We start from the raw sequence: 26541 nt of genomic DNA, 5'->3' as shown, positions 1-26541 counted from the left end.
CATGCGCGCCCTGGACCTGGAGATCATCGGTGCCGGCAAGACCTTCGGCAGCTTTCGCGCCCTGGCTGAGGTCTCCCTGAAGGTCAGGGCCGGCACCGTGCACGCCCTGTTGGGCGAAAACGGAGCGGGCAAGAGCACCCTGGTCAAGGGCATCGTCGGCTATGGCCCGCTCGACGAAGGCGCGATCCTGGTGAACGACCGAGAGCGACAGATCCGCACGCCGAGGGATGCCCACGCCCTCGGAATCGGCATGGTCTACCAGCACTTCACCGTGGCTCCCGGGCTCAGCGTCGCGGAAAACCTGGTGCTGTCACGTGGCGACCTGGGCTGGCGTATCGACTGGTCGCAGGAGAGCGAGCGGCTGGCGACCTTCATGGCGGGCATGCCGTTCCGCCTGGACCTGGAGCGACCCGTGAGCAGCCTGGCGGCGGGTGAAAAACAGAAGCTCGAGATCCTCAAGCAGCTGTACCTGGAAAGGCTTTTCATCATCCTCGATGAGCCGACCTCGGTCCTGACGCCCCAGGAGGCCGATGAAGTCTTGGGGTTGATGCAGCAGATGGCCCATCGAGGAGACATCTCGGTGCTGATGATCACCCATAAGTTTCGTGAAGTGACCGCCTTCGCCGATGACGTCACGGTCCTGCGCAAGGGCCGGCTGGTCGGTAGCACGGCCGTCGCGGATACCTCACCCGAATCCCTGGCCAGCTGGATGATGGGCGAGGCGGGCGCCGCCGCGGCCAAGCTCGAGCGGTCCGGCGTGATCGAGGCGGCACCTCGCCTGGAGGTGGTTCAGCTGGATGTGCCGGGCGACAAGGGGACGCTGGCGGTCAGCGGGCTGTCGCTGGCCGTACGCCCCGGCGAGATCGTGGGTATCGCCGGGATTTCCGGTAACGGCCAGCGTGAGCTCACCGAGGCCCTGCTGGGGCAGCGCAAGGCCAGTGCCGGCGAGATCCGGGTGAATGGCCAGCGCTATCACGCCACCCGCCGCGAGATACAGGACCTACGCCTCTACAGCCTGCCGGAGGAGCCGCTGCGCAATGCCTGCATCGCCAGCCTGAGCGTGGCGGAGAACCTGGCCTTGCGCAATTTCGACCAGGCACCGCTGTGCCGCCAGGGCTGGCGCCTTGATCGCCGAGCCATCCGTACTCAGGCGCGTGACCTCATCGCGCGCTTCCAGGTGACGCCGGCCGATCCGGAGCGGCCCATCGGTACCCTGTCGGGGGGGAACGTCCAGCGTGCCGTCCTGGCGCGGGAGTTGACCGAGGGGGTCGCGGTGCTGATCGTCTCCAATCCGGTGTTCGGACTGGACTTCGCGTCGGCGGCGCTCATTCACCAACGGATCGTCGCGGCCAGGAATGCCGGTGCGGCGGTGCTGCTGTTAAGCGAAGACCTGGATGAGCTGCTGGAACTGGCCGATCGCATCCTGGTGATGCATGACGGCCGGATTGGCTTCGAGACCGCCATCGCCCAGGCCGACCGGGCCGTGCTGGGTCACCATATGGCGGGCGGTGAGACGCAGGCGGAGGCCGTATGATCCAGGTGAACGCCCGTCCCGACGCCTTCGCCTTCGAGCCAGCCAGCACGGCGCTCGTGGTGATCGACATGCAGCGGGATTTCATCGAGCCGGGCGGCTTCGGCGCGGCGCTGGGCAACGATGTGACGCCGCTGAAGGCCATCATCCCGGCCGTGCAGCGGCTGCTGGCGCTGGCCCGTCAGCACCACTTGCGGGTGATCCATACCCGCGAATCCCACCTTCCCGACCTGTCCGATTGCCCGGCGGCCAAGCACGCCCACGGAGTGCCCGGGCTGCGTATCGGCGACCCCGGCCCGATGGGGCGCATCCTGGTCCGCGGCGAACCCGGCAACCAGCTCATCACCGAGGTCGCGCCGATCGAGGGCGAGTGGGTGATCGACAAACCGGGCAAGGGCATGTTTTATGCGACCGGTCTGCACGAGCGACTGCAAGCCGAGGGTGTCAGTCACCTGGTGTTCGCCGGCGTCACCACCGAGGTCTGCGTGCAGACCAGCATGCGGGAAGCCAACGATCGCGGCTATCGCTGTCTGGTGATCGAGGAGGCCACGGAAAGCTATTTCCCGGCGTTCAAACGCGCGACACTGGACATGATCGTCGCCCAGGGCGGCATCGTCGGCCGGACGGCCTCTTTGGCGGCCCTGGAAGCCGCCCTGCACAAGGACCTGCCATGACATCGGTTTCCGCAATCAATCTTCCCGAGGTAGTGGCCGCGGTGACGGCGGCCTTTCGCGATTACGAGCGGGCGCTGATCGCCAACGAGCTGGAAACGCTCGACGGCTACTTCTGGTCGTCGCCCCACACGGTGCGCTTCGGGGTGGCGGAAAATCTCTATGGCAGCGAGGCCATCGCCGCGTATCGACGGCTCTGCCAACCGGTCGGGGCGGGCAGACGTCTGCACCACACGGTGATCACCACCTTCGGCGAGGACTGCGCCACCGTCAGCACCGAATTCAGCGATGGCGTTACCGCACGGGTCGGACGCCAGATGCAGACCTGGCTGTGTCTGGAAGGGGAGTGGAAGGTCGTCGCCGCCCACGTCAGTATCGACCTGGACACCTTGGACGCCCGGGGATAACCCATGACCCAGTTCCAGACCAACGCCCTGGGCGAGCAGATCTACCTGAGAATCAAGCAGGAAATCTTCGATTTCTATCTGCTGCCCCATGACCGCTTCACCGAGACGCAGATCGCCGAGCGCTACCAGGTGTCCCGAACGCCGGTACGCGACGCCCTGTACCGCCTGCAACGTGAAGGCTATCTAGAGGTAGAGTTCCGCCGCGGCTGGATGGTCAAGCCACTCGACTTCGCCCGTATCGACGAGCTCTACGACCTGCGCATCGTGCTCGAATCCGCCGCCGTGGATCGGCTGTGCGGGCTGGTCGACTTGCCGGAAATGCTGAAGGAGTTGTGCCAGGTCTGGATCGTGCCGCAGGACCAGCGCCACACCGACATGCAAACCGTTGCCGAACTGGACGAAGCCTTTCACAGTGGGCTGGTGGCCGCGACGGGGAACCGGGAGATGCTGCGGGTGCACCGCGAGGTGACCGAGCACATCCGCATCGTCCGGCGTCTGGACTTCTCCCAACGCGCCCGGATCGAAGAGACCTACAACGAGCACGTGAGCATCCTCAAGGCACTGCGCCTGCGCAAGCGCGATGACACCCTGCTGATGCTGAGGGCCCATATCGAGCAGAGCAAGATCGAGGTCCGCAAGCTCAGCCTCTCGATGCTGTCCGAGGCGCGCCGCCGCTTCGAGCGTCCACCGACGGCCTCCGACGCGTGAGGGTAGCACGCGTTCCTCCAGGACCTCGACCAGCTTTGCGATGTACACCGTCTAGACACCCCTGGCGCAAGCGTGCAAGTGCTTAAGTGCGTAAGCGCTTACGTAAGCAAGAATAAGATTGAGGGCTGTTACGCGTTGCCCGGGTTGCCGAGGTGAATTGCTCTAGTACCGCTGCTATTGATAGGCGGCTGGTTTAGCACTGTTTCGGAGCGCGACAAGCCAATTTTAGCGCTTCCAACGCGGCATTACGAAAGCTCGACCGTGCGCTGCGAAATCAATAGTAGGTGAAGGCCCGGCGTCGGACAGCGCCTGCACCCGCACTCCAGGCAGCTACAGCGGTACCGACATTAAGACGGCCGCTTATGATTTGTCGTCTGCATACGAAAAAGGAGAGTCAGCTCTGCTCCAGCACAGGTACTGGCCCTGCATACCTAGTTTGTCGTATGCATACGACAAATGGATTGCGGCATGAATCGTCTCGCCTTGCCAGCCCGTTGCTTCTTCTGCGACTGGTCTGAATAGCGACTATCCGAAACCAGGTCCGCGTTACCCGACAGTGCTCCACTTTCAAGATCGCACATGTAGCCGCCGATTCACCATCGAAGACCGTGAGTAACGCAACACCAAATCCCTCCCTTTCACGGGTCTGGGCACTATCGACTGGTGGGAGGTCTGCCAGCTGTTGGCGTCATGGGACGAGACGGAGAGGCTGTGGCTTGCGCTGAGGAAAAACGCCGAGCGACTGCGCGCGCTGCCTGACCAACTGCAGCTGGTGCTGCCGCAGGTACCTGGGAGCACCCCCGGATCCCTTTGCGATGGCTAGAGGCTTACATGCAGAACGCAGACCTGCGATAGCGAAACTCGGCACCGCACGGTGGTAGGGAGGATGCGAGACAACTCGCCAGGCGCCGGCGAGATTGGTATCCAAGAGGGTAGGCCCCAACAAGAAGGGCCTTGGTGAAGGCGGATGCTGTAGTCAGCTAGGAAGGCTAGCTGGCGAAAGCCGCGGCCAGGGCTTTGGCGCGAGTTGACACCCTTAAATGCCGCAGCTCGAGGTCTTCGATGGCGGCAGCGCTGATGAGCTCTTCAGCCAGCTGGTCGGCAGTGCTCAGATCTGCCTGGTCAAAGTCCAACTCCAGCTCCTTGTACTTGCTGAAGGCGGTGACCTTCGAGGTAATCGCCTGGATGGCGAGGGGGCCGTATGCATCTGGATCCTCGGGGTAGAACGCGAAGTCGCCGACGGCAAGGTCGCCCGCTTGGCTGTGCGCGCCATAGGCCTCGCCTAGGGTGCGAGCGTAGGCCGCTAACTGGCCAGCGCTCGCCGGCGTTGCCGCTTGGCCGGCGAGATCGATGATGACGTCGGCCAGCTGCGCAGCGGTGAAGAGCGCCTCTGGCTCAAAAAGCAGGATCTGCTGTTGCTTCGTCGACAGGCCCTTTACCAGGCCATCCTGGCTCATTACTTCGATGGCACCGAAGCGGGATGGCTCATCTCGATGAAAGACAAAGCAGCCCGGCACGACGGCGCTCAGTGCGGTAACGGTGGTAGGGGAGGGGAGGATTTCGGTAGTCATGGTGAAGCTCCTGGTTGATATCTGCCAATCACCCTGACACAGCTTTTTAGAACGCAAGTTGGCGGCTCCTCCGCAGGCCTTGCCTCAATTTCCGAAATTGGTGCGACATTCTGGACATACCTAACCCGGAACAGCTAATGGCAGCAATCGACCCATAGCTGCCGTTAGATCGGTGGGCAACGATCGGCTAGAAGCTAACATCATCGGCGACCACCCGCTTGTCTATGAGCAGGGCGGTAGGGCAGCCATTCGTCAGCGGGACGACGGGTCCTTCCTTGACAGCCAAGTTATCTGGGCAAATACTCGACACAATATTCATATAGATGACTAGATAATAAGGTGAATAAAGTCGATGAATTCTTTTTCCAGTGATGCTCGACTGCCGCTGTACCAGCGACTGCGTGACCAGCTGGCTGAGCAGATCGCCCATAATCGCTGGCGTCCGGGCGAGGCGATCCCTACTGAAGCGGCGCTGTCTGCGGAATATCAGCTGTCCACCGGCACGGTGCGCAAAGCGATTGATGCGTTAGTCAGTGAGGGCGTTCTGGAACGTCAGCAGGGGCGAGGAACGTTCATTCGACGAGCGCAGTTTCAATCCTCCCTGTTCCGTTTCTTCCGATTCCAGACGGTTTCCGGTGAGCGCCAGGTCCCAGAGAGTCGCATCCTCTCGATCGAACCCGTTGCAGCACCTTCGGCCGTAGCGCAAGCGCTAGGATTGCCCGCCGATGCGCCGGTCATTCACATTGTCCGTGTGCGATTGCTCGATGTTAAACCGGTGCTCGCCGAGGAAATCTGGCTACCCCGCCAGCGTTTTCAGGCGCTGCTGGAGATCGACCTCAGTCGCGAAGGGCCGCTGCTGTATCCGATCTACGAAGAAACGTGCGGACAGGTTGTTGCATCGGCCGAAGAAACGCTGACCGCCGAAGCGGTGAATGACGTGCATGCCCGATTGCTCCAGGTACCGGTCCACAGTCCGGTGATCGTGATCGAGCGTTTGGCCCACGATTACGCAGGTAGCCCTCTGGAATGGCGTCGCTCGCGTGGCCGCGCGGAGCATTTCCGCTACCGCGTGGATATCCGCTGACGCCTGTTTGCGTAGCGAAGCGCTTCGCGGCGGCCGGATCGCCGCCCGATCGCTGTTCGTTTGCCGGAGTTGACCTTGTCGCGGCGGGTTGGCAATCGGCTGCCTTGCGTGACACCTATAAGGATAAGAATCATGTTCAGCTGGTATCGCCAAATCACTCCTCGGGAGCGCAAGACATTTTGGGCCTGCTTCGGCGGATGGTCGCTCGACGCCTTGGAAGTACAGATGTTCGGTCTGGCGATTCCGGCGCTGATCGCCGCTTTCGCGCTGACCAAGGGCGATGCCGGATTGATCAGCGGCGTTACCCTCGTCACCTCGGCACTCGGTGGCTGGGTGGGTGGGACGTTGTCTGACCGCTACGGCCGCGTGCGCACCTTGCAGTTGATGATTCTGTGGTTCTCGTTCTTCACCTTTCTCTCGGCTTTCGTCACGGGCTTCAATCAGCTGTTGGTGGTCAAGGCGCTGCAGGGTTTCGGGCTTGGCGGGGAGTGGGCGGCCGGTGCGGTGCTGATGGCCGAGACGATCAATCCGCACTATCGCGGCAAGGTCATGGGCACTGTACAAAGTGCCTGGGCGGTGGGTTGGGGCCTGGCGGTCGGGGTGTTCACGCTGATCTATACCGCCGTGCCACAGGACATGGCCTGGCGCGTGATGTTCCTTGTCGGCTTGCTGCCGTCGTTCCTGATCCTCTGGGTACGTCGTAACGTTGAGGAGCCGGACAGCTTCCGGCGTCTGCAAAAAGACAACGCCATCCCGCAGAGCTTCTTCAAGTCGCTTGCGGGCATTTTTCGCCCGGAACTGATTCGCGTGACCCTGTTTGGCGGGCTGCTGGGACTGGGCGCGCACGGTGGCTATCACGCGGTGATGACCTGGTTACCGACCTTCCTCAAGACCGAGCGCAATCTGTCCGTGTTGAACTCGGGCGGCTATCTGGCGGTGATCATCTTCGCCTTCTGGTGTGGTTGCGTGGCCAGCGGCTATTTGATCGATCGCATTGGTCGTCGGAAAAACATCGTGCTGTTCGCCCTGTGCTGCATGGCCACGGTGCAGTGCTACGTATTCTTGCCGCTGACCAATACGCAGATGCTGTTCCTGGGGTTCCCGTTAGGGTTCTTCGCTGCCGGCATTCCGGCCAGCCTGGGAGCGCTCTTCAACGAACTTTACCCTGCCGATGTGCGCGGCGCCGGCGTTGGCTTTTGCTACAACTTCGGGCGGGTGCTGTCCGCTGTATTTCCATTCCTGGTCGGGCAGATGAGTGCTTCCATGTCGCTGGGTTCGGCGATCGGTATCGATGCCGGAATCGCCTACGGCGTGGCGGTGCTTGCCGCACTTTGCCTGCCTGAGACCCGCGACAGGGACCTTGCAGCCAATGCCACCCCCGCTCCGGCCACTATCAACGGCAATCAACGCGCTCGGGCGTGATGATCCCAACCTTCAGTAGATAACATCCATGTCAGCTCCACGCCCCACGTCGATCACCGGCATTGACGCCCATGCCCATGTGTTCAGCCGCGATCTGCAGCTGGTTGGTGCACGGCGCTACAGTCCCGAGTACGACGCCACGCTCGACCAGTACCTCGAGCATTTGCAAACCCATGGTTTGAGTCATGGCGTATTGGTGCAACCAAGTTTCCTGGGCACCGACAACAGCTACCTGTTGGCGGCGTTGAAGCTAGCCCCTCAGCAGTTGCGCGGTGTGGTCGTGCTGGAGCCAGGCATCAGTCGTTCTACCTTGAATGACATGGCTCAACTAGGCGTGGTCGGCGTGCGTTTGAACCTGGTCGGCAAAGCTTTGCCCGACTTTCGCGACAGTGCCTGGCAAGGGTTTTTCAGCGATATCGCTGCTCTCGACTGGCATGTCGAGTTACATCGGGAAGTCAAGGATCTGCCGAGCTTGATCCAGCAGTTGACGCCGTTCGGCGTGAAAGTGGTGATCGATCACTTTGGGCGGCCGGACGCGCGTGCGGGTCTCGATCAGCCCGGGTTTGGCGAGTTGCTTGAGGCCGGACCGAAAGGTTCGATCTGGATCAAGGTATCGGGAATCTATCGTCTGGGAGGTACGCCTCAACAGAACATCGGCTTCGCTCGAAGGGCATTGCCGTTGCTGGAAGAAAGCTTTGGCCTGCCTCACCTGGTATGGGGCAGCGACTGGCCGCATACGCAGCATGAGCAAAGCATAGGTTTCGCCACCGTCGTCGAACAGTTGCAAGCCCTGGAGCTTTCGGCGCAAGCCAGCGCCTCGCTGCTGGTGCAAGCGCCTCGCAGGTTATTTGGTTTCTAGAAAGACGAACGCTGCAACTTAGCCGTTGCAGATGCCATTCACCTCATCCACTTACAAGAGTTTGGCACCAGCCCAACCGAGAACCTTTCATGACTCCCTTAGATATAGATCTGTTACTGACGGCATTGATCAGCGTCCTGGTGCTGGTAGCGCTGATCGTCTCGCGCCTCAAAATGCACCCGCTGCTGGCTTTGCTGGTAGTTTCCGTCGGCGTAGGCTTTGCAACCGGTATGGAGCCAGATCGCATCGTCTCGCAATTGGTCACCGGCGCTGGCAAGACACTGGGGGCAGTGGGGGTGGTCATCGCGCTGGGGGCGATGCTCGGCAAGATACTTGCGGACGCCGGCGTCACCGAGCAGATTGCTGCGGTCATTCTCAAGCGCACATCGGATCGGATGATTCCGTGGGCGATGATGATGGTCGCGTTTGTGATTGGCATTCCGATGTTTTTCGAGGTCGGCCTGGTGATCATGCTGCCGCTGATCTTCAGCGTGGCGCGCAAGCTGGAAAGTCAGGCGCGCTTCAAGGGTTCAGCGTATGTCTATGTGGGCGTTCCGGTGATTGCCGCCCTGGCCGCCATGCACGGTATGGTCCCGCCGCACCCTGGCCCGTTGACGGCCATCGCCGCACTGAAAACCTCGGTCGGGCCGACCATGCTCTATGGTTTCCTGGCGGCTATCCCGGCCATGATTTTAGGCGGCCCCCTGTATGGCGCATTCATTTCCCCGCGCATGAGCACTCGGCCCGATCAGGTGTTGCTGGATCAGTTCACCCTGGCTGAAAAAGCCGACGATAAACCAAGCCCCAGCGTATACCTTGGCGTGCTGGCAGCCTTGCTGCCGGCGATCCTGATGCTGATCCATGCCGTCGCCGAGATGGTATTGGCCAAGGACAATGCGCTACTGAAAATGGCCGGTTTCCTCGGCAATCCGCTGATAGCGATGCTGCTGGGCGTGCTGTTCGCCGGGGCGAGTCTGGTACTCGCACGCGGCGGCGATGCGGAGCTATTGCGCGAATCGCTGGGCAAGAGCCTCAAGCCAATCGCCTCGATCATCATGATCATCGCCGGCGGCGGTGCCTTTCAGCAACTGCTGACCAGCGCCAAGGTGGGCGATGCGATCGTGCACCTGACTCAGCAGTCGGCGTTCCCTCCGCTGGTCCTCGGTTGGTTGATCGCCATGTTGCTTTCGGTCTCTACCGGTTCCGCCACGGTAGGTATCGTAGGGGCTGCCGGCTTGCTGGCGCCGCTTGCCGGTGCTGATCCCAGCCTCAACCTGCCGCTGCTGGCCTTGTCCATTGGCTGCGGCTCGCTGTTCTTCAACTACGCCAACCATGCAGGTTTCTGGATGGTGAAGGAATCCTTCGGCATGACGATGGGCGAAGCCACCAAGACTATTTCGGTAGTGCAATCGATCGTCGCCATGGTCGGTTTGATTGTGGTGTTGCTGTTGAACGTGGTCGTGTAATGATCTGAGGCGGCGTCAAATCAGGACGCCAACCTCTGTAAAGCCCCTTATTGGTCGTCGATCAGGAGCGGCAGCTGCAGCGGGTTGGACTCGCGCAGCGCTATCGACCGCTTTTGGCCAGTAGCTGCCCACCGCCAACGGCAGCTTTGATTCGAACACTGGCACCTTGCGTTCTATCGATTCTTCATACGCTGGCCGCATCAACTGCAGGCTGCCAAGATGAAATCCATAGAGTTCCTCGCCCCGGAACGGTCTACCTTCCCTCTAGAGTACTACTGGCAGGCGATCCTGCAGCGAGGCTTATCCCTGGGCGCGGCGGTATTTTGTATCCCTTCAGTCGGACACTGATCGCGACGTGATGGCCGCGGTGCCCCTTCACCGCTGCATCCATAACCTGTCGACTCAAGCCAAGCGATGAGTAAACCCTCCATCTCCGAAGCCCTAATTGGTGCAACCCGACTGCTGGAATCAGGCGAGTGTTCATATGAGGAGCAGCTGGCAATCTGCGAGACCATCCGTACCCTGATAGGACACCAGACCGTGTTCTGTCACACCTGCATGCAGCGTGAGCTCCTGGTGGCCAAAGCGTGGTCTATAGCTGCGGGCGGCATGAGCAAGCATGGTCGCGGCTTCGGCGCTCGTGAAAGATCTAGCTGGGACCGAATCAGAGCCATCTTCGTGGAGCTGCGCATAGCGGACTAGGCGAGATCCCCCTACGTTTAAATCTCTCAGATTTGAGGGATTACTGGCACGCTTACACTGACGCTTCCGCACTTCCGCGACCGCAGTCTGTCCTACCCCTTCAACCGAAACGGCATGCTCAAGCGGCAGTGACTGGAGGAAGCTATGCGATCAGACATTGACATTGACATTGACATTGACGTTTTGGCGGGCTTGACGTGCTGCGCAGCATTAGTCTTGCTATTGTCGTTTTTCACCGCGACAATCAGCGCCAATAGCTGGCATTCGTCGCCTAGCCCCCATACTGAAAAGGATTATTCAGTTGCGGCATCAGTTGACCAAAGCAGTAACCCTCTTCGACCGCAGGGACCAGCGCGGGAGAGATAGCCTCCCAAAGGCTGAGAAAACGTGCCCCCCAGGCGTCCCAGTTGATGAGAGCTATCCATTGCTACTCACACTGAGCGCGATGTGCATCGGGCTTAGCGCGGTGTTTATCACAGCCGTGATTATCGCCTAATCATGGTGTTAGACAGGCCCTGATCGCTTACGACCCCCCGCTGCCAGATTTCGCTGGTAGCCATGCCGCTAACGATGCTCCGGCAGCAACACTTACACCCTAACCTCAGGTTTGTCCTCCTTGCGCAGCCCACATTCCGCGCGGGTAGGTAAGCAGGCGTCCTCCGCCAATACATGGACCGGCACCTCTACAGGCACACCGCTTGGCTCGATTTTGCACTGAGCGCGCCGCTTCGCTGTGATCTATGCTTAATACTTCAGGCTCGATCAGCCCCCAAAGGTATTGAGCCAAGGCCCGGACAGGAGTCCAGGCCTTTCTTTTGCGCAATGTATGAGTACATCTGAGCATTAGCTCTTCTTTCAGCGAAGCGGCGCTATCTGCACCACAGCGAAACGTCTAACCTGGCCTCCCCAAGGCCACTCCGGGCCATTTTTGGAGCTGAACCATGGGCATCAGCAACGGCGAGTATCAGCTTCGCACTATGTTTCTCGATGATCTGAACCTGCAAGTGGTGATGGATCATGCTCGAACTGATCCCCGATTTCTGGCGCAATTGATCACTCAGCTTCAAGAACGCGGCGAAGCCCGGACAAGAGAGGAGACCGCACTCCTTGAGTGGGCATGTTCGGCGAACCGTACGCAGAGTGCAGATAGGTGACTGATGGAGAGCTGCGGGTTGTGGTCATCGTACTTGCCATAGCGACTATTGCCTTGGGCGCGGCCTTTCTAGCGCTAGTGCTTGGTATCTTTTGAGCAGCAACAACCAAGCCCGACAAGGGTGCCGACCTAACGCACCAAGCAGACCTCCCGGACGTATTGCTGCAATGCCTTCAGGGCAGCTTGGTCGGCGATGATGCCGGCTCTGACGTCGAGAACGTTGCGTCCAGCTTCTGGATAGAGTTCGACGGTTCCTGCATGGTCCACGCTGGCGGCGCCGGCGGCTGCAGGCACGCTGACGGGATTGGCTGGACAGCTGGCTGCGACACGCACTCCGCCGCCGCCGCCGCGAGCAAGCTTGCCGCGCAGCACATCATTCTCAGCTTGTGCATCCTTCAATTCCTTCGTGTGCTTGAGGTCCATATCGGTCCCGGCCTGCTGGGCTTCTTCTTGCTTGGCTAGGGCCTGGGTGACCTACTGCGCCGCGGCGTTCGAGATGGCGGCCAGGTCGGCCTTATGCAGCACCGCCTGATTCGCCGTCTCGGCCTTCGCGTTAGCTACCCTGCCACCAGACGCCACCCATTGAGGACTCAGCCGAAGCCGGTCAAAAGCACGACAACGGCGCCGGTGATGAGCCCGCAGCAGCTCGTCCAGCTCATAGCCGAAGCTGTCCAGTGTGGTTGGTTCGTGGTGCCCAACGGCAAGAATGGGACGTTCAGCGCTTGCCAGTTTGCCGAACGCTGGCGAATGGCCGCAGCGCTGCCGTGGCTGCCGGACATCCTGCAGCGCGCGCTAGAAGCCGAAGCACGGGGGCGGCACCACCGCCCCGCGGAACGCCACACCTTCGGCGTTCGGCGGCTGCCCGGGTTCGTGGATCAGGCCCTGGCCCTGCCTCACCGCCTGTCTCGGCTCCCGCTCGATCACCAGGCCGGCGCCATCCCGGCAGAGCTCTGGTTCCAGGTACTGGCTGACGTGCACGCTGCGACCGCTGCGCTCGCGGCACAGATCGAGTGCTTTGCGCCGGCGTGGATGTGGGATCCGGCCGCCTCACTTGAACACCAGGTTGAGCGCCTGCGGCAGCATGGGTGCGCGCACCTGCTGATTGCCTACGTGTCGCAGACCCGAGACCGCTGGATCGATAGGCCTGAGCAAAAGAAGCTCGAGGATGTGTTGTACCGAGGGCTACCGGTGGTTGAGTACGAACGGTGGTACCTGGAGAGGGCTGCGCGAGCGCGAGCAGAGGAGGAGGGACGCTGGCGCGCGCTTTTCGCCCGGATCCGCGAGCTCGCCGGAATCTTCGATGACGCTCGCAGCTTTGCGCGGATACCGCTGGGGCGGCTGATCCGCGAGCTTTCGGTCGGCCGCTTCACACTGCAGCGCGAGGCAGATTCAAATCCCGGGCTGGTCGTCGAAGTCGCGCCAAACTACCTGGTCGGCGGGGGAGAGGGGATAGACGAGCCCTTCGCGCTCGCAAACTTTTGCCAGGCGCTTGCCGATGCGCTGGCCGATGTTCCGTGTTCCTTTCCTGGGTACCTTGAGGCGTGCCGCCAGGCGCGCGCCTCGCTCATCGCGTTCCAATCCGGCACGGCTGCGCCCTGCGAGCGTGCCGGCTAGCGCCGGAGACGAGCTAACTGCAGGTTCACACCCCTGGCCGGCGTGAACCTGGCCCACGGCAGTACTGAGCTATGCGAGGATGACGGTCATCTGGCCTATAGGAGACCAATGATGAAGGTACGCATTGAGGTAACGACGGACGAGCTCGAGGACATGGGGTGCGACTCGGTCGACGAGCTTGCAGCCCGCCTGCGTGAGCAGCTGGATAGCGGCATTGTGGGCGAGGCCGGTGAGGCGGGTAGCGATTGGCTCGTTTCCTACGAGCTGACGGCTGAGCTCGGGAGCTAGGGGAGAATGGAAATAGTCCCTGCCTTCGGTGCCGACGTCATGTACGCCCTGATGTGGCTCTGTGTGATAACCAGCGTCTGCAGCGCCGGTTCGTGGCTGTGGAAGCTCCTCATCAACCTAGATATCCGGCAGGACTACGCTCCGGCACTGTGGGCGCTAGGGCTTGCGTTTGGAGCCCTTTTGCTGTGGTGTGGTCAGGGCGCCCTGGGCAGTGAGGCGCCGCGCTATGAACGAGGCGAAGCGACGTTCATCACCTTCTGGATCTTGCTGTCGGGCGTCTGCCTCGTTGGGCCTTTTGCACTCCTGTTCCATCGCTCGCCGGATTCACCCAAAGGGCCCAGTGCCTAGCCCGTCAGCCAGCCTCTTGCTGGACGCCCGCCCAGGCGGTTCGTGTCACGTGGCATCCCACTCATCCCCCGGCATAATCCGCTTCATGAACTCGTCAAAGAGCGGCACGGTGAACGCAGTATCACCATGGTTAGGGCTCCAGATCATGCCTTTGGCAATCAGGCTATTGCGGGTCGGCCCAAGGGCTGTCACACGTCGCCCGAGCTTTTCTGCAATATCCCCTGACCTATGCGGCCCTGCACCAAGCTCAGCCATGGCGCGGAGGTACTTTTTCTCAGCTGGTGTGAGCCGATCAAAACGAACCCGGAAGAAGCTCTCATCAAGAGCGGCTACGGCCTCGCCAGTGGCGCGCTCTACGTCCATCTTCGTGATGGGGCTCTGCTCTGCCACATCCCACGCATGCTTACCCCACTCCTGAAGGAAATAGGGATAGCCCCTGGTCTGATCCACAACAAGCCCCACAGCCTCGGCTTCGAACTTGACACCCTCGTCATCAGCCGGCTTTACGATAGCTATTGCCGCTTCAGCCTGGCTCAGCGGGCCAATTTCCGGGTAGTCGAAAAGCCGCTCTGCATAGGACTTTGCGTTACCAGCTCGCCCGCGCAGTTGAGGCAGGCCAGCACCTACCACAGTCACTGGCAGCCGGCTCTGAGCGCACCGATGGAGAGCAGAGATTAATGCGGCAAGCTCACCTTCACCCACGTACTGAAGTTCGTCGATAAAGATGACCAGCGCGGTATCGCCTTGCCGAGCGGCTGAGCCTGCTTGCTCAAGCAAGGCAGCCAAATCGCTTTCGAGATCACCGTTGTCGGCAAGGCCTGGCTCAGGGTCGAAGTCCAGCCCTACCTCAATGTCGTTGTAGGTCACCTTCAAGGCCTTGGCGAAGCCTGCCAAGGCGCGCAGGCCACGCTGAGCCATGTCTTTCGCTGCCTCAACCCGGCTTAACCGAAGTAATGCGAGGCGTAATTGGGGGGCTAGCAGCGCTGGCAGGGAGCGACCTTCAGGTGCCTCGATACGGATCGTATGAACCCCTGCGGCCTCGGCATCTGTACGCATTTGGTCGAGCAACACGGTCTTGCCCACGCCGCGCAACCCGACCATCAAAACGCTTTTGGCCGGGTTTCCTCGGCGCAATCTTGCAATGCCAATCCTCACGCGCTCACGAAGTTCACCTCGGCCAGCCAACTCGGGTGGCGGCGTGCCGGCCCCCGGAGAATAAGGATTACTGATAGGGTCCATAGCTATACAAACCTTTGGAGGTTTATCGGATTTAGATAAATCTACATAAATTCGCTACAAGCTGCAAGGTGAGTGACTTCGAACAGCCAACTCGAATGCCCGGCGAATCGTCGCCAGATCTACCGTCAAATAAGGCTTTGAGTGGTTGAGGTGCTGGTGGCCCAGGATCGTCTGTACCATCTCCCGTCGCCGGCCGCGAGTACGCGAGCAGCCAGGGAGCGCCGCCCACTAACCGACACGTAGCGCGGCAAGGTCCTCGGGCTCGCCTTTAGCATCAAGCTCACGAGCCGATGCAGCAGGTTCACGGCCCATGAGTCGTTTTGCCTGGATTCAGTAACCGAGCCAGATAAGCACATCGCAGGCTTTGTACTCGGGGTGGTCGCCCAGCTCTGCGAACATTTCAGACGGTTCGAGCGTGTGCTTCCGGCATTCACGTTCCGCGTCTTCACGGGTCACCATTCTTTCCTCATCCATCGCTTCATCGAGCGTCATTATGCTTGCTACCTGTTTGGGTTATTCGGCCACGCTTTGAAACTTGACCGCCTAAGAGGCCCCCTTCCAGAGGATATTTACCTGGGGCTGCTGATCTCATGCCATGCCTTGTAATGCGGTGTAGCGCATCTGTATGGGGGGGGGCGATTAGGTCATTAGCCAAGGCAAGCATTTCGAATTGCCCATTCAGATTCTCCACGCCGTCGACGATCACGCCGTCTTCGATTGTCGCGTCCGGGTACCCGTCAGTTCTCCACCGGCATGATCTTCAGCTGCTGCAGAAGGCGATGGGTAAAGTCAGGGCCGGCAGTGAGCAGAATGCGGGCGAGGTTGCGTTCTCGTACGCGGACTTTCTCCGCAATGCTGAGATGCCCGACCGCCTCGTTGCACCGCGCGTGAGCGAGCACAAGATTTTCATTGCGGTCAGATCCGCCCGTATGTGAAGCGAGCAAATGCTCGCGCGTCATTTCCTCGCGCGTCATCTCGTTCAGGCAGTAGAAGCACAGATCCCCATCGCGTTTACGCAGTGTGGCTACGTTATGTCGACGGGCCCTCGCCGACTTCGTTTCTCCCAGCTGGTCCTGGTTAGGATCGACCTGCGCAACGATCATGAACGGTACGTAGGTCAATTGGAGTGCGGAAAGCTCGCCTTTGCCCCTACCTGGCATCCATTCGGCTCGATTGCTGAGCACCAGCTCTTCAGCACGCTGCCAAGAGGTGCTGGGGTATTGGGTGCCCATCGGATCGAATACCTGAACCAGACGTACTTCATTTGTTGGGGCTAGCGCTGGTGCGATAGAGGCCTGAAGCAGTCTTGGTGTCATCTTCACCATGTGACTCATCGGAGCGATACGCCACTGAAGCCCAGCGCCATCGACACCTGCTGCGCAGCAGAGGCGCCCAGGCGCTTCGCGAAACGATCAAAGGCATTGTCCTTGACGGTGAAGTCGACCTGGCTGGTGGCGCCCACCAGGTCCCGGGCGACATAGTCGACATCCCCCAGCTTATCGATCAGGCCCAGCTGCTTGGCCTGCTCGCCGGTCCAGATCAGGCCGGAGAACAGCTCCGGATGATCGGCATCCTTCAGGCGATCGCCGCGGCCGGTCTTCACCGACTGGATGAACTGCTGGTGTGTCTGCTTGAGCACGTCGTTCCAGAAGACGGTCTCCTCGGGATTCTTCGGCTGGAACGGATCCAGGAACGCCTTGTGCGCGCCGGAGGTGTAGGCCCGGCGTTCCACCCCGACGCGGTTCATCAGGTCGACGAAGCCGAACGACGCCGCCGTCACGCCGATGGAGCCGACCAGCGAGGCTTTATCGGCCACGATCTCGTCGGCGGCCGCGGCGATGTAGTAGGCACCTGACGCGCCCAGGTCCTCGATGACGGCGTAGACCGGCACCTTCGGATGCAGGCCGCGCTGGCGCTTGATCTCGTCGAACACCTGGCCGGCCTGTACCGGGCTGCCGCCGGGCGAGTTGATCTTGAGGACCACGGCCTTGGCGCGCTCGTCATCGAACGCGCGCCCGATGGCCTTCTTCAGCGCGGCGGCGTTGGCCTCGGCGCCGTCGGCGATCTCGCCCCGCACCTGGATGACGGCCGTGATCTGCTTGGCTTCATCCGCCTCGTCGAGTTGCAGGTGCTCGACCAGTACCGCACCTGCAACCAGCAGCAGGCCGGTACCCCAGAAGGAATACTTGAGCAGCTTCAGCCGGCGGGAAGCGCGCCGGTCTTTGATGAGGTCGCGGATGAGTTCGGGAAGCAGCGTGTTGTCGTGTTCGGACATTGGAACCTCGTGGCGGGTATCAGACCGCCAGTGTCGCGAGACCTGCGCCGAAAAAGTCACGAGTTTGCCCCTTGAAAGGGCGTGTACTGGCCCAGTTCCCGCCCAGGAACGGCTTGAATCACCAGCCCAGAGAGGGGTGGCGCGCTGATACTGAACCCTTCTTCCAGTCGGGATTCCAGCCATGAAATACGCGCTCGAGCACAGGGGCGGTCGCACCCTGCCAGTCGATCCGGCCATTTATCTCAACGCCATCAAGGCCCGCCTGGCTTGCGCTCAGGCGCAAGGTGCCAGGAGCATCTGGATCGACCACCGCGATGGGCTGTGGCATGGCAAGGCGACCCATACCGCGCTGATCAGCGCCTTGGAGCAGCTTGCTGCAGAAGGGTACGGATTGAGTTGGGACGAGATGCGCGGCATCCAGGTGCTGCGGTTGGATGTCGATCCGAAAGTGTCCCTGGCGCCGGCGGCCGTCCGCAGCGCGCTGGGCCTGGTCGAGACCTGGGACACCACTCCCTTTAAAGCCCCGGAACCAGTGGCTCCGCCGGTGAGCCATGGCAGCCAGATGGGCGACTACCTCCTTTTCCTCGCGCTGATTGCATCCCTGGCCGGCGCCCCCTTCGGGTTGGCACGTATGCTCGACGCGCCTACACCGGGCCCCTGGCTACTCGCCTGCTACTACGGGGTGTTTGGACAGACCCTCTACACCTGGGGCTCGGTTCTCGTGCAGGGCTTCCTGGCTGCGGAACGTTCGCGCCGGCACACGCCGCCGGCCTGATACGCCCCCGGCGCCAGTCGATGGCGCCCGGTGCTGGCGGCTGGCTAGATGTCCTCTTGACGTCGCGTGCTACCGGAATGACAGTCAGCGGCCCACGTTTCGGAGGGTGAACATGACTCAACCTCGTGCACGGGCATTGGGCCCGACAATCGATGGGCCAGCGCGCGCTCGGTCGGCGCCGGCGGCGGATCACGATGCGCACGCGTTGGCCCGGCAGCTCATGGCAGAGCTCACCGGCACGCCAAGCGAACTCCAAGCCGAGCTCGATGCAGCATCCCGGGCAACCCCTGAATCCCCTACCAAGAAGGGCGTGAATCGCCGCTTGCGCTGAGGGCGGCAGCTGCACACTAGGCCGACCGCCCGGGTCGACGCCTTTGCTGCCAAGTGGGAAAGCGCGTTGATCTGGGACGGACCACTTCTATCGAGGACGGCCCCATGCTCGACCTGTACAACATGATCGGTGGACTAATCCCCACGGCTGGCCCCACCAAGGCCCATCCAGATGACGCTTACCGTGAAGGCTATGCCGCCGCGATTGACGACGCGTTGAAGAAGGTCGACCAGGCGCCTGACGCATCCACGGCGGCGATCGCCTTCGCGCTGGAGACCGACGAGGGCATGACCTTCCTGCGGTGCTGGAACGAAGGCGACTTCGACGCCATCCGCCGCGAGTGGCCAGAAGCGCCGGATGATGTCTTCGAGGGCGCCGATCCGCTGTTCAAACGAGCGAGCTCCCAGCTACCGCCCGGGTAGCGTCCCGACACGAGAGGCAGCCGCTCATGCTCATCCACCTGGTACCACGGTTCCTGACCTGCTCAGTTTCGGGGCCGCACGTCCAACTGATCGATCTGAGGATCGACTCAGTAGGCCTAGTTCTGCGTGACCGGGTAGACCTGGCCACGCGCCGGCCGATGCCGAACAAGCGCATGGCGATCGGCTGCAGCAAGCGTGGCCGCCTGGCGCGGGTAGGTCTGCTGATCGATACGCTCCGGCCAGCCCAGCCATTCACCGTGGTGTATCGCTGGGCGGTAGCGGCGGAGCAGCTGATCGTGCATCGCGTGCACTATGAGCTGCTGGGCGAGCCGGACGCCTACCAGGTCGTCTCAGACAAGATGGCGACCTGGCCGCGGCGGCCGATTGAGCACCAGGATTCGATCCCGACCTTTGTCCAGCCGCGGCTGGAGGCGACGTGCCTAGTGCCCCGCGACAAGATCGTCAACCAGCGAGTAGGAAGCAACGGGCTGCTGCTCGAGCGCGAGGAGTCGTTCCAGGTCCCGCTGCTGGACCGGGGTGATTGGTTCAAGCGGCTGAACGAGTCCCTGGGAGACCGGGCGCCACGCCTCGAGGACGTCGTGGCCTGTCCGCTCGGTACCGCTGGCCAAGGGATCGATCCCTATCCCCTTGCTGGTGGTGAGGACTAGGCCAGAGAGCCGGCGAAAGATTCTTTCGCTCCCTGGATACCGCCTGGCCGGATCTCTGCTGCCGCTACGCCTTTGTAAGATTCTTACACGGCGAAACCGCCTATAGCGTGCCACCGTGCATAGGTGGCCTAGGCCTCGGCCGCCTGGCGCAACCGCGCGAAATTGCCACTGGACCGCACCAGCTGCCTGAAGCGTCTTTTGAATGCCAGCCGCGTGAAGGCCGGCGCCCAGGGCACTATCTGGTTGGGAAGCGGCTGGATCCCCTCGAGTGACGGCCACGGGGGGCCTGGGGGTAGCAGGTCGCGGCGCTCGGTTGCCATCAGCACCAGGTCTGCCTCCTTGATGCTGGCCGGCATCTGCGCAGCGATCTCGAAGCGCGCTGCGATGGCCATCCAGATCCGCGCCTCGATTGCCTTGAAGCCTGGCAGCAGGTCCTTGAGTGGACTCACCATGTCGCCGACGTAGGCCTCGGCGGCATCATGCAGCAGCGCGTGAAGCGCGTCCGCCGGCGGTACCAGGTGGCTGGCCAATACGCTGTGCTGGCCAACGCTGTAGTGGGTCTGGGTGTAACCCGCGAATCGGCAGATGTTCGCCAGTGCATGGGCGATGTCATCCATCACTACCATGTCGGCTTCAGGCGCCAGCAGGTCAAATTGCTTTCCAGACTGGGTGAGGATCCAGCTTGCGCTCATTCGCTACTCCCGTGAGGCGAAGGACCAGGTAGTGGCCAACGTAACCCATCTCCGTCGACGCGCTAGCGCCAATACCCGCCTGCGGCGGGGCCTCAATAGCGAGGGGCGCTCCTCCGCGCGCGCAGTTCTACACGCCGCGGGATCGTGGACCGCAGCCGACCCTCAACCGGCGAGCTGGGCGCAGCGCAGTGCCAGCTTGTGGTGGTAGTCAGCACCGGTACAGGTGCGCTCCAGGCGGATGACGTCGTCCAGCGGCACATCACGCCCGCTTCGCTCGGTGGCGGCCCGGGCCAGCGCTGCGCACATTCGCACGACATAGCCGGGCGCGAGATATCTCGGATCCCGGGCGAGATCCCCCTCCGCGGTACCGCGTGCTTGGAGCGCCCGCTGGATGATTCCTGCAAACGGTTCATAGTCCATCTGGGGCACGATTTTCTCCTTCAAGGGTTTCCGCGTAGCGTAGTGCGGTCTGAACGAGACGACGGCCGCCGGCGGCACGTGCGGCCTTCTGCGTTTTTCCGATCACGCGGCGAAGGCCATCGCGCGCGAGTTTTAGACTGGTCGCCTCAGCGTCGGCGGCTTCGAAAAGCGCGTACAGAATACCGTCGGCTTCCTGCAAGGCATCCAGGTCCTCGGCCGACACGTAGATCGTTGCGCCGCTCATGACTGGTCCGCCCGGGGGCTCTGGGCTGTGTTCATCACTAAGCGGTGACGGCGCTGCGCCGCCTCCACCGTTGCGCCTTGAAATGAGTCGTTCACGTCGTTCTTCTCCTGAGCAAAGGGTGTTGCACCGATCGGCCAGGCGGCGCCGCCACCGGCCGAATCGGTGACTTGACGCTACGCCACAGCTGTTCGCCGCGGAGTGGCCACTGCGGCGCGCCAGGGGTCGTTGGCCCGGGCAATCGCCGCCATGTGCGGCGGGGAGACGCTGTTGCCGCACATGTGGACCTGCTCGGATTTGGTGAACGGCTTGCCGTCGTGGCCAAATTCGATTTGGTAGGAGTCCGGGAAGCCCTGGGCGCGGTACAACTCGCGCGGCTGCAGCATGCGCAGGCCAATGTCGACCACGACGTAGGGGGTGCCTTGGATCGTTACCGTGACGAGCGCCAGGCGGTCCTTCGTGGTGACAGTAGGGGAGGGTTCATCCGGCCGGCTCGTGTTGTCCGCACCGTAGTAGCTCATCAGGAAGGCGGCGACGCGCAGGGCACCGGCTTCGACTTCGGGCGAGAGCTGCAGCTCGACTACCGAGGTCTTGCCGCCGCCGCCGGCGGTGATGGTCGGCGCCGGCTCGTCGATGCGTTGGCCAACGGAGCCTCCGAACTGCCGGGACAGGAAGGCGGTGACCGCGCCGTGGTGCTGGCCGGAGGCACTGATGGTGTGCAGCGGTTCCGCGACTGAGCGGGCATCGCAATTGCCGCGCAGATGAGCGAGGGTGGCTACCGCCAGACGCTGTTGGCTGCCCGTATTGGTAATGGTGGTCATCGGCCGTTCGACGCTGTGTGCAGGCGTGGTGTTGAAACCGCCGTTCGCCTGTTCCAGGAAGGCCGTGCAGACGCCCATCGCATGTGCTGCGCCGGCGGGGCGCTGGCAGTCACCGCCACTGGTGATGGTGGGCATCGGCTCATCGGCAGCGGCGCCGGCGGAGTCGAAGCGGAATTTCACCAGGTGCGCGGCCGCGACCGCGTGCTTGCCCCCACCGGCCATCACCGTGCCCAGCGGCTTGTCCAGGCCCGGTACGCGCGGTTCCTGCCCCTGGCGCTCGCCGTAGCCCACCGATACGAGGGTCGGCGCCACCACCGCGCGGTGGTTCTCGGTCAGGATGCTCCCCAGCGGGGCTCCGGCGTCAGCAGGCTTCCCTGCATAGGCTGGGCCTCCCAGCCCGATCAGCGTGGGGCTCACCAGCATCTGCTCGCCGCGGTTGGCGCACGTTACGGTCGGCAGTGGCTCACGCGGGTCGTGCACCCGATCTGCGCCCTGGTGGGTAGCCGGCGCGATGATCGGACTGGCCACCGCGAAGGATCCGCCACGTGGCCAGGCCGTGATGGTGTGCAGTGGCTCATCTACCGAGATGGCTGCCTCTCGGGACCAGTTGGCGATCGGCACAATGAAGGGGTCGGCGGACTCCAGGACGAACTTGCGCAGGCCCTTGGCGACGCGACGAAGCGTGGCAGCAGCCAGCGGCTTCTTGCGCTTGAAGATCGATGGGCACGGGACCGACCAGTCGATGCACTCCGCGGCGACGCGCAGGGGCTTCTGTCCCTTGGCCGGCTTCTTGGCGTGGGTCTGCGCTGGCCAGACGATCGGCTGACCGTCGCAGCGTGCGATCATGAACAAGCGCTCGCGGCTGGTCGGCGCGCCATAGCTGGAGGCCCGGCCGACCTCCCATTCGACCTCGTAACCCATGCCCTGCAGCAGCTGCACGAACCGACGCCAGGTTTGCCCCTTGCGCTTGGGGTCAGGCACCAGGAACTGGTTGTGGACCGGAACCTGCTCACCGATCTCGGCCACCCGGTTCACGAACTTCTTCGGCTTCGTCGGGTGCGGAATACGGTCCAGGGTCACGACCCGGCCGGTTGCAGGGTCACGCTTGGCGATCAGCGGGCCCCACTGCAGGATCTGCTTAACGTTCTCGAGGCTGATAACCCGCGGCTGCTTCTTGCCAGCCCATTTCAGCCCAATCCAGGAAAGGTTGCGGATTTCGTGCTGCCGCGGCTGGCCGCCGGCCGCCTGGCTATGGTGGGTGCAATCGGGTGACATGTGAAACCAGCCCACCCGGCGGCCGCCGCACTCGGTGTCGGGGTCGCCCTCGAAGACGTCAGTCGTGAAATGCCGCGCCGCCGGGTGGTTGGCGGTGTGCATGCTGATGGCTTTTGCAGAGTGGTTCTTGGCCACAGCGACCGGACGGCCCAGACCCATCTCGAGCCCGGTACCGGCGCCGCCGCCGCCACAGAAGAAGTCGACAACGATCTCATCTTCCTGAGCGGTGAAGCTCAGGCTGTACTGAGTCTTGAAGTCGACAGGGGGTTGCTTGCGGGGAAATGCGGTCATGGGGAGGGGCCTCAGTGCGTCGAGGCGCCAGCCGCCTCACTGAGCCCATCCTCCAGGCGTCTCTGAAAACGCAAATTCGCGAGCCTGCACCAGCTGGCCGGCGACGTGGCCACTGGCTGCGTAAGGCTGGTAGGCCCTCAGAAGATGCGGGCTAGGGAAAGAACCTTTCGCTCCCCCACAGTCAAGGCGTAGTCACCCGGGCGCGGACCGTCGCAGGCCTGGACTCCATCGTCTTGATCTGCAGCGGTGTCGTTGCGGTCGGGGCGTCGTTGATCGGCCGCACCAGCACCGTCACCCTTGCAGCAGCCGAATAGGCGCCCTCGGGGTCGCGTGCTCGGTAGGTGAAGCTGGCTGTGCCATTCCAGTCCTTGGCCGGCTCGAAGCGCAGGCTGGCGCCCTGGATGGTTGCAACGCCCACAGTCTTTAGTGGCGGAGAGACCAGCTCGAAGTAGGAGGGCGGCGCCGAGTCGATGTCGGTACCTGACAGCGTCGTCTCAACCGGCGTGTCCTCGTCCGTGGTCAGGGAAACCGGCTGGACAACGGGCGGATCATTCACCGGCATGACGACGATGGTGACCGTACCGGTACCCGACGTGGCACCGCGGTTGTCGGTAACCTGGAATGTCAGCGTTGTGGTGCCAGACCAGTCGGCCGGCGGCCAATAGGTGATGGTCGAAGTGCTTTGGGTGATGGTGCCGACGCTCGGCTGCTGGAGAATGGTGTATCGGCTGATACTGCCGTCGGTGTCCACCGCTTGCAGGCTGAATTGACCTACGGTGTCTTCGTTCAGGGTAGCGGTTGAGTTCAGGGCCGTCGGCGGCGAGTTCGGGATGACGCGGGTGATCTCACACATGTTGCCGGTGTAGTGAACATAGCGCGCAGTAACGACATAGCTTCCGTAAATCTGCCGGGCAGAGTCTAGGCACTCTTTATCGAAGGTTGCCTGGTAGCCAGCGGGCCCACCTTTGGACCTGACATCCGCGTCGGCCGCTTCATTCCACCGCTTGCTGAAGCTGGCATAGGTATCGTTGTACTTCGGGATGTCTCCTTGCCAATAGTCCCACCCGCCTTGATCAGGGCAGCGTCCCACGTTGGTCCCGTACTGCCGATAGACGGAAATGATGTGGTTCTTCCAGCCAGCGTCGAGCCCGCCTCTCCAATACCCGGGGGAGTTCGAGTCGCAGATGAAGGAGTTCTGGCTGAAGGTCGTGCCGACCTCGTCCGCACGGGACAGCGCGCTGAAGAGGCTGAGCAGGAGGAGTAGGGCCGCAGCGACGATCGTGATCGGTGCAGGTGCGGTTGAGCGCGAAGGCATAGCCACCTCGGCATAGGGGAGTGGGACAAGTAAACGGGACATGGGATAGCCCTGGGGCGTGAGTTCACGCCGTGGAAAGGGATTCAACGGGCCGTTCCAGACGCGCGGGCGTCGATGCAGTCGAGGATGCGGTTGATCCTCCACATCGCATGACGGCGGGAGCCCGGTATCGATCGAGGTGTTTTGCGCAACGCTCGGACCAATAGCCGTCCAAGCTGAGCCGCCGGCCGATCCGAAAGCTCCAAGGCCTCGAAGGCATCCGTCGCGTCCTGCAGCTGCAGGAAGCTCGCGACGTAGCACCAACGTGTGGCCAGGCGAAATCGCCTGGTGGTTGGCTGGAAGAGCAGGTAGACCCGCTCGCCGCCGGCAGTGAAAGAGCTGCGTAGTACTTCCATGGGGCGCCTCACATGACTGGGTCAGTCGAGGCTATGTCCTATCTCCAGAATGCAAGGCCGGCGTGTCCTCACTGCATGACCCGGGCACGCGTGGTGACCGGCACCGATTCCTTCGTCCTTATCTCGAGCGAAACATCGGTCAGCGCAGGTGTGTCGTTTACCGGCCGCACGGTGACGGACACCGCCGCCGGCGCCGACCAGGCGCCGGCGGTGTCCTGGGCGCGGTAGGTGAACTGGGTGGCACCGTTCCAGTCCTTGGCCGGCTTGAAGGTGGCGGTGGCCCCGGCGAGGGTGACCTGGCCGACCGCGGCCGGCGGCACGGCGACGAGCTGAAAGACAGTGGGGGCAGGGGAATCGATGTCCGTTGCGGACAGCAGCACGCTGGCCTGGGTGTCCTCATCGAGGCTCAGGGTCTTGGCCTCGGCGATCGGGGCGTCATTCACCGGCCGGATGGTGATCGACACGGTGGCCACGTTCGACCAGGCGCCGCTGGGGTCCTGGGCGCGGTAGGTCATGGACGTCGTGCCATTCCAATCGGCTGTCGGTGTGAAGACGACGGTATTGCCGGCGAAGCGCGCGGTGCCCGCGGCTGCAGGCGCTGCGCTGACGATCTGGTAGGTGAAGGTCGAGTGGTCATCGGTAACCGGTAGGGCGCCGCTGGCCGGCGTGTCCTCGTCGCTAGTGATCGCCAGTTTGCCGGCGACCGGCGTCCGGTTGTAGCAGGTGGCGGTATCGGTCCAGGCGGACTCATTGCGCCGGCTGCCGTCGCTGTAGACGTCGTAGGTGCGGCGTTGGGTCCAGGGTCCCGTCGGCGTCGCGGCCGGGCAGGCGAGCTGGCGCGTCTCGGATGCGCTCGAGGCATAGACCGCGGTGCAGGTGTTGCTAGTGGTAGTCCAGCCGGAGTCATTGCGCTGGCTGCCGTCGGACCAGACCTCATAGGTCCGCCGCTGGTTGATAGTGCCCTGGGGCTGCGTAGCGGGGCAGCTCAGGTTTCGGTACTCGGTCTGGGTCGAGTTGTAGACGGCCTGGCAGGTGCGGCTCGTCTCGCTCCAGCCGGAGTAATTGCGACGGCTGCCGTCGGACCACAGCTGATACGTTCTGCTTTGCGTCACCGACCCTGCAGGCTGGTTGACGGGACAGTTAGCCTGCTGGCTCTCGGACTCCGTCCGAACGTAGTACACGTTTGCGGCCTGGCAGATCGACCAGGTGTACGCGGTACCTCCGCTGTCTGGCTGCGAGAAAGAGTATGGTCCGACGAAGTAGCGCCTACCTTCCCGCTCTATGATCGCGGACCCATCGCCTCCCCACTTCGACCCTGGCCAGTCATCCCAGACCAGCCACGATGCGTCCTGCGGGCCAAGCACCGCGGTGTAGCCGTTCGCGGCGGAGCGGGTAGTGAAGTAGCCGTAGGAGCAATCGGCGCCTGACATCAGCTCCGGGTGATAGCCCTGCGTCGGCGGGTTGGGATAGGCCATGCCGTAGTTGGGCGACATGAGTGCGCCGCCAGCAGACAGTGCGATCAGCAAACGACGGATCATGGTCACTCCCCCTATGGAG

The 26541-nt window shown here is 62.5% G+C and carries 27 protein-coding genes and 1 pseudogene; 15 read left to right on the top strand and 13 right to left on the bottom strand.

The window, feature by feature from the left end:
- Position 1: 1 nt before the first annotated feature.
- From DBY63_RS17400 to DBY63_RS17385, 4 genes are read left to right on the top strand one after another with little or no spacing between them, the layout of a single operon-like run.
- Positions 2–1534: an ATP-binding cassette domain-containing protein gene (locus tag DBY63_RS17400; protein WP_108576161.1), complete on the top strand. Its 1533-nt coding sequence runs from the start codon at positions 2–4 to the stop codon at positions 1532–1534.
- Positions 1531–2205: an isochorismatase family cysteine hydrolase gene (locus tag DBY63_RS17395; RefSeq protein ID WP_108576162.1), complete on the top strand. Its 675-nt coding sequence runs from the start codon at positions 1531–1533 to the stop codon at positions 2203–2205. Before DBY63_RS17400 ends, DBY63_RS17395 begins: the two co-directional genes overlap by 4 nt.
- Complete coding sequence (gene hpxZ, locus DBY63_RS17390) at positions 2202–2609, top strand: oxalurate catabolism protein HpxZ (protein ID WP_108576163.1); 408 nt, start codon at positions 2202–2204, stop codon at positions 2607–2609. The genes DBY63_RS17395 and hpxZ overlap by 4 nt, the downstream gene beginning before the upstream one ends.
- Before the next feature lie 3 nt (positions 2610–2612).
- The gene (locus DBY63_RS17385) at positions 2613–3317 is read left to right on the top strand and encodes a GntR family transcriptional regulator (protein ID WP_108576164.1); all 705 of its coding nucleotides are present in this window, start codon (positions 2613–2615) and stop codon (positions 3315–3317) included.
- A 989-nt stretch (positions 3318–4306) separates the two neighbouring features.
- Here the strand turns inward: DBY63_RS17385 and DBY63_RS17375 are convergent.
- On the bottom strand, positions 4307–4888 hold the full coding sequence (locus tag DBY63_RS17375) for a hypothetical protein (protein WP_108576165.1): 582 nt from the start codon (positions 4886–4888) through the stop codon (positions 4307–4309).
- Positions 4889–5240: 352 nt separating this feature from the next.
- On the opposite strand from DBY63_RS17375, the gene DBY63_RS17370 reads away from it, so the two are divergent.
- From DBY63_RS17370 to DBY63_RS17340, 5 genes are all read left to right on the top strand, one after another.
- Entirely contained in the window at positions 5241–5972 is a 732-nt protein-coding gene (locus DBY63_RS17370) for a GntR family transcriptional regulator (protein WP_108576166.1), read from the top strand.
- 132 nt (positions 5973–6104) lie between these two features.
- Entirely contained in the window at positions 6105–7394 is a 1290-nt protein-coding gene (locus DBY63_RS17365) for an MFS transporter (protein ID WP_108576167.1), read from the top strand.
- A gap of 28 nt (positions 7395–7422) precedes the next feature.
- Complete coding sequence (locus tag DBY63_RS17360) at positions 7423–8253, top strand: amidohydrolase family protein (RefSeq protein ID WP_108576168.1); 831 nt, start codon at positions 7423–7425, stop codon at positions 8251–8253.
- 89 nt (positions 8254–8342) lie between these two features.
- Complete coding sequence (locus tag DBY63_RS17355; protein ID WP_108576169.1) at positions 8343–9719, top strand: gluconate:H+ symporter; 1377 nt, start codon at positions 8343–8345, stop codon at positions 9717–9719.
- 1643 nt (positions 9720–11362) lie between these two features.
- Positions 11363–11575 (top strand): hypothetical protein, encoded by a 213-nt coding sequence (locus DBY63_RS17340; protein ID WP_108576172.1) that lies wholly within the window; start codon positions 11363–11365, stop codon positions 11573–11575.
- A 128-nt stretch (positions 11576–11703) separates the two neighbouring features.
- Here the strand turns inward: DBY63_RS17340 and DBY63_RS17335 are convergent.
- Positions 11704–12030, bottom strand: a pseudogene (locus tag DBY63_RS17335) (lysis system i-spanin subunit Rz); the annotation flags it as partial.
- A gap of 174 nt (positions 12031–12204) precedes the next feature.
- Between DBY63_RS17335 and DBY63_RS17330 the strand changes: the two are divergent.
- The 3 genes from DBY63_RS17330 to DBY63_RS17325 all read left to right on the top strand — a co-directional run bounded on the left by DBY63_RS17330 (position 12205) and on the right by DBY63_RS17325 (position 13824).
- On the top strand, positions 12205–13188 hold the full coding sequence (locus tag DBY63_RS17330; RefSeq protein ID WP_177411472.1) for a hypothetical protein: 984 nt from the start codon (positions 12205–12207) through the stop codon (positions 13186–13188).
- Positions 13189–13296: 108 nt separating this feature from the next.
- On the top strand, positions 13297–13476 hold the full coding sequence (locus DBY63_RS24895; protein WP_158541736.1) for a hypothetical protein: 180 nt from the start codon (positions 13297–13299) through the stop codon (positions 13474–13476).
- Between the two features lie 39 nt (positions 13477–13515).
- Positions 13516–13824 carry a hypothetical protein gene (locus DBY63_RS17325; protein WP_177411471.1) on the top strand — a complete coding sequence of 103 codons (309 nt, stop codon included), beginning with the start codon at positions 13516–13518 and terminating at the stop codon, positions 13822–13824.
- Positions 13825–13869: 45 nt separating this feature from the next.
- Here DBY63_RS17325 and DBY63_RS17320 read toward each other — a convergent pair whose 3' ends face one another.
- From DBY63_RS17320 to sppA, 4 genes are all read right to left on the bottom strand, one after another.
- Positions 13870–15063, bottom strand: coding sequence for an ATP-binding protein (locus tag DBY63_RS17320; protein WP_026083557.1), 1194 nt, complete (start codon positions 15061–15063; stop codon positions 13870–13872).
- 330 nt (positions 15064–15393) lie between these two features.
- Positions 15394–15555, bottom strand: a complete 162-nt coding sequence (locus DBY63_RS25020; RefSeq protein ID WP_177411470.1) for a hypothetical protein — start codon at positions 15553–15555, stop codon at positions 15394–15396.
- 245 nt (positions 15556–15800) lie between these two features.
- The gene (locus tag DBY63_RS17310; protein WP_108576175.1) at positions 15801–16388 is read right to left on the bottom strand and encodes an HNH endonuclease; all 588 of its coding nucleotides are present in this window, start codon (positions 16386–16388) and stop codon (positions 15801–15803) included.
- Positions 16389–16393: 5 nt separating this feature from the next.
- Positions 16394–17338 (bottom strand): signal peptide peptidase SppA, encoded by a 945-nt coding sequence (sppA, locus tag DBY63_RS17305; RefSeq protein WP_108576176.1) that lies wholly within the window; start codon positions 17336–17338, stop codon positions 16394–16396.
- 181 nt (positions 17339–17519) lie between these two features.
- On the opposite strand from sppA, the gene DBY63_RS17300 reads away from it, so the two are divergent.
- The 3 genes from DBY63_RS17300 to DBY63_RS17290 all read left to right on the top strand — a co-directional run bounded on the left by DBY63_RS17300 (position 17520) and on the right by DBY63_RS17290 (position 19534).
- A complete protein-coding gene (locus DBY63_RS17300) occupies positions 17520–18113 on the top strand; it encodes a hypothetical protein (protein WP_108576177.1) in 594 nt (197 codons plus the stop codon).
- Between the two features lie 435 nt (positions 18114–18548).
- Positions 18549–18866: a hypothetical protein gene (locus DBY63_RS17295; protein WP_108576178.1), complete on the top strand. Its 318-nt coding sequence runs from the start codon at positions 18549–18551 to the stop codon at positions 18864–18866.
- 26 nt (positions 18867–18892) lie between these two features.
- Positions 18893–19534 carry a DUF6012 family protein gene (locus tag DBY63_RS17290; RefSeq protein ID WP_108576179.1) on the top strand — a complete coding sequence of 214 codons (642 nt, stop codon included), beginning with the start codon at positions 18893–18895 and terminating at the stop codon, positions 19532–19534.
- Between the two features lie 128 nt (positions 19535–19662).
- Here the strand turns inward: DBY63_RS17290 and DBY63_RS17285 are convergent, their stop codons facing one another.
- The 7 genes from DBY63_RS17285 to DBY63_RS17255 form a co-directional block, all read right to left on the bottom strand.
- Positions 19663–20226, bottom strand: a complete 564-nt coding sequence (locus tag DBY63_RS17285; RefSeq protein ID WP_007162819.1) for a hypothetical protein — start codon at positions 20224–20226, stop codon at positions 19663–19665.
- Positions 20227–20388: 162 nt separating this feature from the next.
- The gene (locus tag DBY63_RS17280) at positions 20389–20646 is read right to left on the bottom strand and encodes a hypothetical protein (RefSeq protein WP_256563108.1); all 258 of its coding nucleotides are present in this window, start codon (positions 20644–20646) and stop codon (positions 20389–20391) included.
- Entirely contained in the window at positions 20636–20890 is a 255-nt protein-coding gene (locus tag DBY63_RS17275; protein WP_093256772.1) for a hypothetical protein, read from the bottom strand. Before DBY63_RS17275 ends, DBY63_RS17280 begins: the two co-directional genes overlap by 11 nt.
- Before the next feature lie 173 nt (positions 20891–21063).
- Positions 21064–23274 carry a DNA cytosine methyltransferase gene (locus DBY63_RS17270; RefSeq protein ID WP_108576180.1) on the bottom strand — a complete coding sequence of 737 codons (2211 nt, stop codon included), beginning with the start codon at positions 23272–23274 and terminating at the stop codon, positions 21064–21066.
- A gap of 181 nt (positions 23275–23455) precedes the next feature.
- Positions 23456–24631: an Ig-like domain-containing protein gene (locus DBY63_RS17265; RefSeq protein WP_108582472.1), complete on the bottom strand. Its 1176-nt coding sequence runs from the start codon at positions 24629–24631 to the stop codon at positions 23456–23458.
- Between the two features lie 41 nt (positions 24632–24672).
- Positions 24673–24984, bottom strand: a complete 312-nt coding sequence (locus tag DBY63_RS17260) for a hypothetical protein (protein ID WP_108576182.1) — start codon at positions 24982–24984, stop codon at positions 24673–24675.
- A gap of 68 nt (positions 24985–25052) precedes the next feature.
- On the bottom strand, positions 25053–26522 hold the full coding sequence (locus DBY63_RS17255; RefSeq protein ID WP_108576183.1) for an Ig-like domain-containing protein: 1470 nt from the start codon (positions 26520–26522) through the stop codon (positions 25053–25055).
- Positions 26523–26541: the final 19 nt, after the last annotated feature.

Source organism: Pseudomonas sp. RIT411 (assembly GCF_003057735.2).
Taxonomy (GTDB): domain Bacteria; phylum Pseudomonadota; class Gammaproteobacteria; order Pseudomonadales; family Pseudomonadaceae; genus Chryseomonas; species Chryseomonas oryzihabitans.
The sequence above is the reverse complement of the archived record's forward strand: the minus strand, read 5'-3'. Positions and strand labels throughout refer to the sequence as shown.